The sequence below is a fragment of the Mycobacterium sp. 5-140-3-2 genome (assembly GCF_035666375.1).
GTDB classification, from domain to species: domain Bacteria; phylum Actinomycetota; class Actinomycetes; order Mycobacteriales; family Mycobacteriaceae; genus Mycobacterium; species Mycobacterium intracellulare.
The window spans coordinates 2422528-2435722 of record NZ_CP142025.1 but is presented as its reverse complement, the minus strand read 5'-3'; the positions used below and the strand labels follow the sequence as shown (position 1 = coordinate 2435722).

Below are 13195 nucleotides of genomic sequence, written 5' to 3'. Positions count from 1 at the left end.
CGCGGGACGGTCGCCATCGGCCTCGGCGGCACGGGCCGAGGACGCTGATCGGTCGGTCGAGGCTCTGCCGCGGATCACCAGGCGGACGAATTATGCACGAATGGAATTAGCGTCAACGAAATTGATTACAGAAAGCGGGCGGTATTTAGCGCGCGTCTCATAAAGTGTCGCCGGGGCGATGGTTATCTCCGCCCACTCTTTGCGGATCGATGAGTCTGTGTAAACACTACGCTAACTTGCCGCCCCCACTACTCTATTCGTTCGCACCTTGCCCGCCGCCACCAATGCCGACCGTAGGCTCCCGGCATGACACGCAGTTGCGCATGTCGGCGGGGGCCACGGGATGACGGTCGACAGCTCTGCCCCACCGCCAGTGACCGTTGTAGAAGTCGAATTCGGCCATACCCGATAAGCCACCGGCGCGCGGTGGCCCCGCCAACCCAGCCACCGCGCGCCGGATTTAACAACGCATCCACCCTCGGCCTAGTCGGCTTCAGTAATTGACGGGAGGGATGATGCACAGAAAATCGACTCCATCGAATCTACCCGTGTGGAAATTTGTGTCCCATGCCAGCTTCGGTGACGTGGACACCTATCTCTGGCATCGTCAGGGCAGCAACCTATTCTGCTGGCGCCCGGTGGGAAAGACGTGGAATGAAGCGACAAAGAAGAACGTCGCGTAATGACGGGCGTAACCAAATTCGCCGGCTAAAAGACGGAGAAATAAGGCGATCAACGCTGTGTCGGCGGCGTGGGTGGTCCCCTACGCGTTCAAGCGGGCGAACTGACCTTGCCGATACTGCTCGACGCACGCCGAGCGCCGCACCTTGCCACTGGTGGTGATCGGTATCGACCCGGGTGCCACCACAACCAGATCCGCGACGCCGACGCCGTGCGAGTGGGAGACCGCGGAGGTGACGTCACGCTCCACGACGGCGAGCGTGTCCACCGCCTCGGCGCGGGACGCGGCCTTGTTCTTGACTTCGGCGATCACGACGAGCTTTTCCATGCCCTGATGCGGAACCGCAATCGCCGCGCACCGGCCCCGGGTGATCTCCTGGACCGTCGCTTCGATGTCGTCGGGCGAGTGGTTACGCCCGTAGACGATCAGCAGATCCTTGATGCGGCCGATGATGAACAGCTCGCCGTCGAAGAAGAACCCCGAGTCCCCCGTTCGCAACCACGTCGCTTCCGGTGCGCCGGCCGACGGAGCGACAAGCCGACCGCCGAAGGCGCTTTCGGTCTCCTGGGGCTTTAGCCTTGATCCACCGATAAACGGGCTGGTTGTCGGGGTGTCGGAATGATGAAAGTGCCCTCTGAGCTGGAAAGATTGGTGTTCTCTACGCAACGATCTAACCGGTTCAAGAAAGGCACTTCCAGTGCAAGTGTCCCACAGGTTCGGCCCTGACTCTGCTGTGTTCGACGAGGACAATCTCGTGTCCTGCGCGGGCCTGGTCCCGGTGATGGCCCTGGCCGAGCAAGCAGGCCTGACACGGTTGTTGGACAACAAGATTCACATCGAGTCGACGCGGGTCAAGTCCGGGGCAGCCAACCCGGCCCCGAAACTGGCCACCCTGATCGCGGGCATGTGCGCCGGCGCGGACTACATCGACGATGTCGACTTGGTCCGCGCCGGCGGCATGAAGACCCTCTTCGGGCCGGTGTATGCCCCCTCCACCGTGGGAACCCTGCTGCGCGAGTTCACCTTCGGTCACGCCCGCCAACTTGACGCGGTACTGGCCGAGCATCTGGCCGGCCTGTGCGAGCAGGTGAGTCTGCTGCCCGGATCAGACGTGCGCGCCTTTGTCGACATCGATTCGCTGGTACGCCCGGTCTACGGACACGCCAAACAGGGCGCCTCCTACGGACACACCAAGATCGCCGGCAAACAGGTTCTCCGCAAAGGACTGTCCCCGCTGGTCACCACGCTGAGCACCGACACCACCGCACCGGTGATCACCGGCATCCGGCTACGAGCCGGCAAGGCTAACTCCGGTAAAGGGGCCGCCCGCATGGTCGCCCAAGCGCTGAGCACCGCGCGCGCGGCCGGAGTCAGCGGACAGATCATCGTCCGTGGTGACAGCGCCTACGGATCACGGGCGGTGATCCGGGTGTGCCGCCGCTACGGTGCGGTGTTCTCCCTGGTACTGACCCGCAACGCGGCGGTGCAACGCGCCATCGATGCCATCGACGAGCACGCCTGGACCCCCGTGCGCTACCCGGGTGCAGTCCGTGACCCCGAGACTGGGGCCTGGATCTCTGATGCCGAGGTCGCCGAAATCACCTACACCATCGCCGAATCCGGCACCCACCAGGCGCTCACCGCCCGCTTGATCGTGCGCCGCGTCAAAGACGCCACCCAACCCGAAGACGGCCTGTTCCCGATCTGGCGGTATCACCCGTTCTTCACCAACTCCACCGAGTCGGCCACCGACGCCGATATCACCCACCGCCGCCACGCCATCATCGAAACCACCTTCGCCGATCTCATCGACGGCCCCCTGGCCCACATACCTTCAGGACGCTTCGGCGCCAACAGCGCCTGGGCCGTCTGCGCGGCCATCGCCCACAATCTGCTGCGCGCCGCCGCAACGCTGGCCGGCGCCCGTCACCGCACCGCCCGAGGAGCCACCCTGCGCCGACACCTCGTCAACGTCCCGGCCCGCCTGGCCCGACCCCAACGCAAACCGATCCTGCACCTACCCACCCACTGGCCCTGGGAACCAGCATGGAACACCCTGTGGCACAACATCATCGGCTACCAATCCAGCGCCTGAACCACCATCCACCCGCCCCGCCAACCAGGACCCAACAGGAAACGCTGGGCAGACCAGCGGCCCTGCCACGCCCACCACCAGCCCAAATCAAGATCAACAGCTCAACCGCCGACCGCAGGGTCTATCGGTGGAATCAGGTTTAGCCAATAGCCCATGGCGACGTTGTCACCATGCACCCAGATCTCACCGACCGTTCCCTGGGGGCACTCAATGTTGGTGTCGGGATCAACGACACGAATCACCGGAGACCGCGGCGCCCCGTAGCTGACAAGTGGTGTGCCGGTTGAACTTTCGCACTGCTGCGCAATCCCGGTGGCCAGTTTCTCGGAGTCGAAGTGGGCGATTTTGGGTGGTTGCGCCGGTGTGCGGGTCAACGCGTACACCGTTGCCTCCGCGAGCCCATAGGCGGGCCGCACCGCTTTGTCGGGCAGATTGAAGCGCGTGAACCGCCCGGTGAAACGCCGCAAGGTCGCCGGATGCACCCGTTCGCTACCACTGAGGATGACCAGTACATCCCCGAGATCCAGTCCGGCCATGTCCTCGTCTGAGGTTTTGCGGGCCGCCAATTCGAAAGCGAAGTTCGGCGACGCGGAAAATGCGTGACTTTCCTTGGCCAGCAATTGCATCCATCGGGCCGGTCGCTGCAGGAACGACACCGGACTCATCAGCACCGTGTGAATACCGCCCAGGACCGGTGCGCACACCCCCAGTACCAAACCCATGTCGTGGTAAAACGGCAGCCACGACACGATGGTCGTATCGGGTGGAGCGACGCCGCCGTACTCCACACAAAAGTCGGACATCACCTGCCCGAAATTGGCCAGCAAGTTCCGATGCGAGACCATGACCCCGGCGGGCTGACGGGTCGACCCGGACGTGTACTGCAAATACGCAAGATCTGCGTGATTCTCGCTCCCGGCGCCGGATCCTGTGCGGGCGTCCAGGCCCAGCAGGTCGACCTCAACCACCGACGGCACGGGCCCGCCGGACTCCGACTTGACATAGTTCGCAACGGTTTCCGCAGCGGCGGACGTGGTGAGGACGACCGTCGGTGACGCATCGCGCAGCACCGAACTGACCCGCTCATCGCTGACGCCACCCAGCGGAACCGAAAGCGGAACCGCGACCCGCCCCGCCTGCAGTGTGCCGAGAAACGCCACGACGTAGTCGAGGCCCTGCGGGGCCATGATGACGGCGCGATCACCCGTCGACCCGCAATCGTGAAGCTGCCGGGCAAGGTTCACCGTTCGCCGCTGCAGCTGAGACCACGTCAGGCTTTCGGCAATTCCGTTCCAGTCCTGCTCGTAGTCAATGAAGGTGAACGCCGTGTCGTTGGGCTGCAAGCTGGCTCGTTCACACAGCAGGTTCGAAATGGACGTCTCAACCATGATCACTCCATGCCGGCTCGGCCGGGGGTCCAAAAGGGTTTGGTGCATATCTGGCGTCGATCCCAGCCACGTTCGGTGGTCAGGATCTTGCGCAAGGTTTGTATGGTGCGGGCCTCGCCGGCGAGGTAGGCGACGCCGGGATGGGCGGGTAGCGGGAGGCTACGTAGGGCATCGGCGAGCACGGCAGAGTCTGCCGCTGGAGCGTCACCGCGCTCGACCCGGGTCAGGGGGGTGGCGAGGGGAAGGTGGTCGGTGTCGGTCGCGGCCTCGACCACGCCGTAAACCTCGGCGGACGGGTGCAGAGAGCGCAGCATCGCGGCGAACGCGACCGACGCGGTTTCTTCGCCGGCGAACACGTGGTAGGGCGCGCCGCGGCGGATGACGAATTTGCCCTGGGGGCGGGTGAACTGGGCCTGGTCTCCGACGGAGGTGGCCGTCGCCCAGCGTCTGGCGGGCGTCGCGTTCTTCGGGTCGCCGTCGTGGTCGACCATCACGATGTCGAGCGCACCGAGGTCGGGGTCGACGTCGTAGATGGAATACGTGCGGAGCACCGGGTACGGGCGCAGCCGAACAACGGAATCACGCAGGTTCGCGACCTGCAGCCGGACATGCTGACCCGGCGTCCAGGTCAGTCCCTGCAGCCGCGGGCCGCTGAACCGGATGCGGCGCATTCTTGGTGTCAGACTTTCGATCTCGCTGACCGTCGCGGAGAGGAAAACAGCGTCTCGCAGCGTGCTGATCAGTGGGAAACGATCGATGAGGGTGGCCACAAAGAACTCCAAAACGCTTTCGGTGGTCGACGGTGGGTGCCGGTCTGCTCAGTAGTTGTTGCAGGTGCCGAAGACGCGCTGGACGAGTTCAAACTGCTGGTCGGCCCCCGGCTGGCCGGCCAGCATCTGGGCCATCTGCTGGCGTTGACCCGGCGGCGAAGCGAGGAACTGACGCAAGAAGGCCCCGCTCTCCGGCGAAGAGTTGAATTGTGCGGCGGCTTGCGGATCCGCCGCCTGCAGCGCCGATATCACCTGTCCGTAATTGCAGGTGGTGTTGACGAACGGACTCAGGTCCCGATCGGCGGACGCAAGACCGGCACCGGCGGTCAACGACAATGCGAGGGCGCAAACGCCGACAGCCACTCGGGTCGTGGTCAATTGGACACCTCCTGAACGGGTGCGAACTCGAGGTGCAATTCCTTGAGGCGCCTGAACAACAGGGTGCGGTCCCAGTCGAGCCGGCGAGCGCCCGGGGGACCGTGCTCGGCCTCGGAAAGCCGAATGTCGCGCATCCGAGCCAGGATTCGTTCCAGGCTCACCCGCACTTCGGCGCGGGCGATGGGCGCGCCCGGGCACGTGTGAACACCACGGCCGAACGCCATGTGATGCAGTATGTTCGGGCGGCCGAGGCGGAATTCGTCGGGATCGTCGAACCGCCGGGGATCGCGGTTTGCCGCACCGTTCATCACCAGAATGCTGGTACCGGCTCGCACATCGACGTCTCCGATCCTGGTGCTACGCCGCGCCAGGCGGAAGTTCGATTTGATCGGGCTCTCGATGCGCAGCATCTCCTCGATGAAGGCGGGAATCTTTGAATTGTCCTCGCGCAGCTGCTCTTGCAGGTCCGGTCGCTCCGCCAACGTGAGCATCGACAGACTCAGCAGGTCGATCGTCGTGCCGTGGCCCGCGGCGTACATGAAGGTGGCAACGCGGGCGACGTCTAACGCGTCGGGGGTCGTGCCGTCGGGAAACTTTGCCAACGCAAGCTCGGTGAGGACGTCGTCGCGCGGATTGCGCCGCCGTTCCTCGATGTACTCCACGAACCACTCCTCTTTCACGCCGACGAAACCGCTGCGGTCGCCTTCGAGCCTGCTGGCTCTCGCCGCGTGGCGGAATCGCTCACGATCGGCCTCGGGTACGTCCAGCAGGTCGGTGATCGCGTCGAGCGTGAACGGGAAGTTGTAGTCGAAGACGATCTCGCACTTACCCTTTGCGACGAAGCGGTTGAGTTGTTCATCGGCAAGGCGCCACAGGAAGTCCTCGTTGTTCTTGAGCTGTTTCGGCGTGAACAACCGGCTCAACAGCGAGCGGTGCGCGGTGTGCTTCGGTGGATCGAACGTGATGAAGTAGTCGCCGAACGTAACCTTCTTGCGGTGCCGCTCGATCACGTCCGAGATGTCATCGCTGTCGGTTTTGGTCGGAATCCCCGACCATGGCCCGCTGACGATGTTGCATACCGACAGGGCCTGCTCGGTGTCGCGTTGCACCGCGAGGGCCTCGTCGTACCCCGACACCATCACCACACCGTGCGCCGGCTCACGCCATACCGGGCAACGCCGGATCGCGTCGTAGTAGTCGTAGGGGTCGTCGACGAGCGCCTTGTCGGTGAAGAAGTCGAGGTGCTCGGGTCCGCTCGGAGCGGACTTTCCTGTGACCATGTGATCGGAAGCCATGATGAAATCCTTTCCGCCTCACGCCGCGTCCGCGGGCGCCAGCTTTGAGCACAGCAGTTCCGCCAGACCGCGAATGGTGCCAATGCTGGCGATGTCGGCGGGCGTCACGCGTATGCCCGTTTCGGTCTGGATGCGGGTAAGTAGTTCGAGACCGCCCAGCGAGTCGAGTCCGTACTCGGACAGCGGACGGTCGGGGTCAATGTTGCGGCGCAGGATCAGGCTGACCTGGTCGGAGATCAATCGCCGCAGCCGGGTGGGCCACTCGTCCAGGGTCAGCTCTTCGAGCTCGGCGCGCAGTCTGCTTGTGCCCGTGGCGCTTTGCCCGTTGGAGCGGAACGCTTCGGCGAAGGGGCTGCGTTGGGCGAAAGCGGCCAACCACGGTGTGGCCGTTATCGGGGCGTAGCCGGTGCAGGCGCGGTCATGGCGCAGCAGCGCTTCCAATGCATAAGCGCCTTCGTCGGGAGCTATAGCAGCGTCGGCGCGGTCGGCCAAGGCGGTGGCGCGTCCTATCTGCGCCCAGGCGCCCCACGCGATCGCGGTGGCCGGCAGACCTCGAGCCCGGCGCCAACGGGTGAAGGCGTCCAGCCAGCTGTTGGCGGCGGCGTAGGCGCCCTGACCGGGCGAGCCGACCAGCGCGGCGGCCGAGGAGAACGAGCAGAACCAGTCCAATGGCTGCGAAGCGGTCGCGGTGTGCAAATTCCATGCACCGTAAACCTTTGGTGCCCAGTCACGCTCGATGAGCTCGTCGGTGATATTGGTCAGCGTGGCGTCCTCGATCACCGCCGCCAGGTGCAGCACACCGCGCACCGGAAGCCCGGTGGCGGTTGCCGTGGCCACCAATCGCCGGGCCGTCTCGGCCTCGGTGATGTCGCCGCAGTCGACCACGACGTCGGCACCGATCGCGCGGATGCGCTCGATCATCTCCAGCGCCTCGGGAGTTGGTTGCGAGCGCGAGGACAGCACGATACGCCCGCAACCGGCTCCCGAACCGGGAGTAGCCATCTTCTCGGCCAGGAACAGCCCCAAGCCTCCCAGCCCACCGGCGACGATGTAAGCCCCGTCGCTGCGGAAGACCCCGACCTGCGCGGGCGGCACCATCACGCGGCTGCGGCCCGTGCGCGGGACATCGAGCACGAGTTTGCCGGTGTGCTGCGCGCCGCTCATCACCCGAATCGCGGTGGCGGCGTCGGCAAGTGGGTAGTGCGTGCTCTGCGGCATCGGCAACGAGCCGTCCGCGGTGAGCCGGTACACCGTGTTCAGCAGGTCTCGCAGCCTGTCCGGGTGGCTGAATGACATCAACCCCAGGTCGAGGGCGTAGAACGTCAGGTTTCGCCGGAACGGGAAGAGTCCCAACCGGGTGTCACCGTAGATGTCGCGTTTGCCGATTTCGACGAATCGGCCACCGAACGCCAGCAATTCGACGCCCGCGCGCTGGGCGGCGCCGACGACCGAGTTGAGCACGATGTCCACGCCATAGCCGTCGGTGTCGCGACGTATCAGGTCGGCGAACTCCACGCTTCGCGAGTCGTAGACATGCTCAATACCCATGTCGCGCAATAATTGTCGACGTTGCTCGCTGCCCGCGGTGGCGAAGATCTCGGCCTTCGCGGCCCGGGCAATGGCGATTGCCGCCTGTCCAACCCCACCGGTCGCGGAGTGGATCAGCACCCGCTCGCCGGCTTTGATTCGGGCCAGCTCATGCAGGCCGTAATAGGCGGTGGCATGCGCGGTGGTGACCGCCGCCGCCTGGTCGTCGGCCAGGCCGGGCGGCAGCGTGACGGCCAGGCGCGCGTCGCAGGTGAGGAACGTAGCCCAACAACCGTTGGCGCTCAGGCCGCCGACATGATCCCCCACCCGGTGGCCGGTCACGCCCGGTCCGACCGCGGTCACCACGCCGGCGAAGTCGGTGCCCAGCGCAGGCAGCCGGCCCTCGAATGCGGGGTAACGGCCGAACGCGACGAGGACGTCAGCGAAGTTGATGCTGGACGCACTGACGGCGACCTCGATCTCTCCGGGTCCCGGTGGAACGCGGTCGCAGGCAACGAGTTCGAGTGACTCCAGGTCGCCGGGCGTACGGATCTGCAGCCGCATCCCGTCGGACTCGTGGTTGGCGACGGCGGTTTTCCGCTCCTCGGCAAGCAGCGGAGCGGGGCACAACCGCGCGGTGTACCACGCGCCGTTTCGCCAGGCGGTCTCGTCCTCGTCCGAACCGGCGAGCAGTTGCCGTGCCAGCTGCTCGGCGTCGGTGGTTTCGTCCACATCGATCAGACTGGCGCCCAGATGCGGGTGTTCCATGCCGATTACCCGGACCAGGCCCCGCAGCCCGGCCTGCGCGAGGTCGGGCACGTCGTTGGACACCACCGTTTGGGCGTTGCGGGTGACGACGTACAAGCGCGGCGGTTCGCCGGGAACGTCCACCAGCTCGCGGGCAATGCGTGCCAGATGTTGCACGTAGTCCCGGCCCAAAAGCGCACACTGCTCCTCGGATTCACCGTTGTCCGGCCCGGTGAGGATCACCACTGCGGCGAATCCACCGGTACGCAGATGATTTCCGAGCTGACCCACGGTGGAGCTGTGGTCGGCGTGCCGCGGCCAGGACATGGTCGTGCACTGCATCCCGTGGTTTTTCAACGCGTCGGCGAGCGAGCTGGCGGCCACGTCCGCGGTGGCGGAAGTGCAAAGCAATAGCCAGCTTCCGGCGTCGGTGTGGTCCGGCTCCGGCAATTCGCGTTGCCGCCATTCGACGGTCAGCAGCCGCTCGGCCAGCACCCGATCTTTGTTGCCGCTCTCGGATGCGCTGGTACCCACCCGCAGGCCCTGCACGGTGAGCAGGACTGCCCCGTGCTCGTCGAGCACGTCGATGTCGGCCTCGACCCCGGAAGTCTCGGCCTTGGTCACCCGTGTGTAGCAGTAGTGGGCATTGCGGGCGGCGCCGTAGGCGCGGAGTCGACGAATACCCAACACCAACCCCAGCGCGCCGTCGCCCAGGGCCCGGACGTCCGGATGAGCTTCAACGGACTGGAAACAGGCATCCAGCAATGCGGGGTGTACGCCGTAAAGAGCTTGTTGCGAGCGGATTTGGCGGGGCAGCGCCACCTCGGCCAGGACGGTGCCGGGCGCCTCCTTGCCGGTGTGGACGACACCCAAACCGGCGAATGCGGGACCGTACTGAACGCCACGTCGGTCCATGCGCGCGCGCACCTCGTCGCCATCATCGCTACCCGTATGCGCGGCGAGGAGCGCGCACATGTCGTACGCGGGGGGCCGGTCATCCTCTGCGGCACGGAGGATTGCGGCGGCATGCCGCGCCTGTTCGCCGCCCCGATTCGACTCGACGGTGAACTCGACGACGCCCGGTGAGGACAACGACGCCAAGGCGCCGATCGTGGTCTGCTCATCCAGCAGGAGCGCCTGCTCGAACCGGATGTCGCGAACCTCGGCCGTCTCGCCCAGCACGGTGCGCGCGGCGGCCAACGCCATCTCGCAGTACGCGGCTCCCGGGAGCACAACCACATTGCGGATCTGGTGGTCGGCGAGCCACGGCTGCGCGGCGGTGCCGACCTCGGCCTGCCACACGTGGCGCTCGGGCTCCTCCTGCAGGTGCACGTGCGAACCCAGCAGTGGATGCACGGAAACGGTGCAGCCGCCGTGTGTCGGGGATTCCTGGCCGCCGCCGCTCAACCACAGCCGGCGGTGCGTCCAGGTCGGCAGCGGCGCGTCCACCAGCCGCCCACTCGGGTAGAGCACGGAGAAATCGACCGCCGCGCCCGCGCTGTGTAGATCCGCCACAAAACCACGCAGCCCGTAGGGAAGCGATTGTTGACGGCGCATCCCGGCCAGAGCGGCCATCGGCATCTCCCGACCGCGCGCGGTCTGCTCGAGAGCGCGGGTAAGCAGCGGGTGCGGCGCCAGCTCGGCAAAGACCCGGAAGCCGTCCTCCAAAGCGGCCTGCACGGCCGTGGCGAACCGCACCATACGGCGCATGTTGTTCGCCCAATAGCGGGCGTCGCACACGGGCTGCTCGCGCGGGTCGAACAGGGTCGCCGAGTAGTACGGAACCTCCGGTGTCATCGGGCTGATCTCTGCGAGCATCGCGGTCAGCTCGTCCATGATCGGATCGACTTGAGGCGAATGAAAGGCGACGTCCGTGGGGACCTCGCGGGCCATCACATCGCGCTGCTCCCAGGCCGCGACCAGGTCGCGAACCGTTTGGGCGGCACCGGCAATCACGGTGGACTGCGGCGAGGCCACCACCGCCACCACGACGTCGTTGACGCCACGCGCCGTCAGCTCCGAAAGCACTTGCTGGGCGGGCAATTCCACCGATGCTGTGGCACCCGCACCGGCGATGCGGGACATCAGCCGCGAGCGGCGGCAGATCACCCGCGCCCCGTCTTCCAGCGACATCGCACCCGCGACGACAGCTGCCGCGGCCTCGCCGAGGGAGTGCCCGATCACCGCGCCCGGGCGCACTCCATATGCCTTCATCGTGGCCGCCAGCGCGACCTGCAAGGCGAACAGGGTCGGCTGGACACGGTCTTGGCCGGCCACGGTCTGCGGCGCCGACATGGCTGCGATCACCGAGAATCCGGACTCCCGCGCGATCAGCGGTTCGACTTCCGCGACGGTGGCGGCAAACACAGGTTCGGTCGCCAGCAGGTCTGCGCCCATCGCCGCCCATTGCGAACCCTGCCCGGAGAACACCCAAACCGGCCCGCGGTCGTCCTGTCCGACCGCGGGCTGATACGGAGCATCGCCGTCGGCAACCTCGCGCAGCGCCACGACGAGCCCGGCCCGGCTATCCGCGATGACCGCGGTACGTACCGGGCGGTGGACGCGCCGGCGCGCCAGGGTGTAGGCCAGGTCGGGCAACGCCAGATCGTCATGTGCTCGCACCCAGCCGGCCAGCCGGCCGGCCGTGCGGCGCAGTTCATCGGCCGAGGTGGACGACAGCGGAAATATCAGCGGTTCCGTGGTCGACGATTCGGCCTGGGATACAACGGTTTTCAGGGCTTGTTCGGGTGCTTGTTCCACGATGGCGTGCACGTTGGTTCCCGACAGGCCGTACGACGAGACCGCCGCCCGTCGTGGGTGGTCCCCGTTGGTAGTCCACGGCGTAGTCTCAAGGGGCACAAAGAGTTTCGTATCGATCTTGGCCAGGTCATCGGGTAGCCGGGTGAAATGCAGATTCCGGGGAACCACACCGTGCTGCAGCGCCAGGATCGCCTTCATCATCCCGAGGGCTCCGGAGGCCGCCTGCGCATGGCCGAAGTTGGTCTTCACCGACGCCAGCGCGCAGGGCCCCTCGACGCCGTAAACGTCGGCCAGGCTGGCATATTCGATCGGGTCACCCACCGGGGTGCCGGGCCCGTGGGCCTCGACCATGGCAACCGTTCGGGCGTCGACACCCGCGGCGGCCAACGCCGCCTGATACACCGCGGTCTGCGCGGTCTTCGACGGGGTGGCGATATTCACGGTGTGACCGTCCTGATTGGCGGCGGTCCCCCGCACGACGGCCAGAATCCGGTCGCCATCGCGCAGCGCGTCGGACAGCCGCTTGAGTAACAGCATGACGCTGCCCTCGCCGCCCACGAACCCGTCGGCCGCGACGTCGAAGGCGTGGCAGCGCCCGGTCGGCGACAGCATGCCCTCGGCCGACCCCGCGGCGAATTTCCGCGGGTCCAACGCCAGCGTGGCGCCGCCGGCAAGGGCGAGGTCGCTTTCGCGCTCGTGCAGGCTGCGGCAAGCCAGGTGGATCGCGGTCAGGCCGGAAGAACAGGCGGTGTCCACGGTCAGTGCGGGACCGTGAACCCCCAGGGCGTAGGCGATGCGCCCGGAGGCCAGGCTGAAGTTGCTGCCGGAAAAGCCGTATGCCCCCTCGACGGAGTGCGCGTCGGCGGCCAGCAGTTGGTAGTCACCATGCGTCAATCCCATGAACACGCCGGTGCGCGAGTCGGCGATTCGCTCCCGCGTAAGACCGGCGTGTTCCATGGCCTCCCACGAGGTTTCCAGAAGTATCCGGTGTTGCGGATCCATCGCGGTCGCTTCCCGCTCGTTGATCCCGAAGAACTCGGGATCGAAGCCGGCGACGTCGTCGATGAATGCGCCCCACCGCGAGACCGACCGGCCCGGCACACCCGGCTCGGGATCGTAGTATTCGTCGGCGTCCCAGCGGTCGGGCGGGATCTCGGTAACCAGGTCGTCGCCGCGCAGCAACGCCTCCCACAACTGCTCCGGGGAATCGATGCCTCCCGGTAGCCGGCACGCCATGCCGATCACAGCAATGGGAGTGACAGGTGTGGCGCCGATCGGCGGCGAGTCGGCCGACGGCCAGCGCTGCATGACGTCGTCGATCGGGTAGGTAGTCATTTCGCGCCCTCACAGCAACGACTGAGTTGGCTGCCAGGGTCGTCGTCGAACGGATTGATACTCACCGGTCCTCCAAATCTCGCGTGGGCAAGGGCCGAACACATCGGTGCACAGCTGTTGCAAGCGCTCTGGGGCATCGCCCGGAACGGCTCGACAAGGTGCATGATTCAGAGCGTTGTGGTTTTGCAATCCTGTTGTCAGGCTTATCAAGTCGGTAG

At 66.1% G+C, this 13195-nt stretch carries 5 protein-coding genes and 2 pseudogenes; 1 reads left to right on the top strand and 6 read right to left on the bottom strand.

Annotated features, from left to right (window positions below; all coding sequences use genetic code 11):
- Window positions 1-763: 763 nt before the first annotated feature.
- Window positions 764-1255: pseudogene (locus P6281_RS11490) on the bottom strand (acyl-CoA synthetase); the annotation flags it as partial.
- Between the two features lie 124 nt (window positions 1256-1379).
- On the opposite strand from P6281_RS11490, the gene P6281_RS11485 reads away from it, so the two are divergent.
- Window positions 1380-2777, top strand: coding sequence for an IS1380 family transposase (locus tag P6281_RS11485; RefSeq protein WP_041320958.1), 1398 nt, complete (start codon window positions 1380-1382; stop codon window positions 2775-2777).
- Window positions 2778-2879: 102 nt separating this feature from the next.
- Here P6281_RS11485 and P6281_RS11480 read toward each other — a convergent pair.
- From P6281_RS11480 to pks2, 5 genes and pseudogenes are all read right to left on the bottom strand, one after another.
- A pseudogene (locus tag P6281_RS11480) lies at window positions 2880-4165 on the bottom strand (AMP-binding protein); the annotation flags it as partial.
- A gap of 2 nt (window positions 4166-4167) precedes the next feature.
- Window positions 4168-4935 carry a siderophore-interacting protein gene (locus P6281_RS11475; RefSeq protein ID WP_029384411.1) on the bottom strand — a complete coding sequence of 256 codons (768 nt, stop codon included), beginning with the start codon at window positions 4933-4935 and terminating at the stop codon, window positions 4168-4170.
- Window positions 4936-4983: 48 nt separating this feature from the next.
- Window positions 4984-5313: a hemophore-related protein gene (locus P6281_RS11470; RefSeq protein ID WP_176476793.1), complete on the bottom strand. Its 330-nt coding sequence runs from the start codon at window positions 5311-5313 to the stop codon at window positions 4984-4986.
- Window positions 5310-6608, bottom strand: coding sequence for a cytochrome P450 (locus tag P6281_RS11465; protein WP_008256248.1), 1299 nt, complete (start codon window positions 6606-6608; stop codon window positions 5310-5312). The genes P6281_RS11470 and P6281_RS11465 overlap by 4 nt, the downstream gene beginning before the upstream one ends.
- A gap of 18 nt (window positions 6609-6626) precedes the next feature.
- Window positions 6627-12977 carry a sulfolipid-1 biosynthesis phthioceranic/hydroxyphthioceranic acid synthase gene (gene pks2 / locus P6281_RS11460; RefSeq protein ID WP_324738888.1) on the bottom strand — a complete coding sequence of 2117 codons (6351 nt, stop codon included), beginning with the start codon at window positions 12975-12977 and terminating at the stop codon, window positions 6627-6629.
- Between the last annotated feature and the right edge of the window lie 218 nt (window positions 12978-13195).

Coding starts and splice junctions, on each gene's coding strand:
- P6281_RS11465 (WP_008256248.1), bottom strand. CDS start 6,608: ATGGCTTCCGATCACATGGTCACAGGAAAGTCCGCTCCGAGCGGACCC.
- pks2 (WP_324738888.1), bottom strand. CDS start 12,977: ATGACTACCTACCCGATCGACGACGTCATGCAGCGCTGGCCGTCGGCC.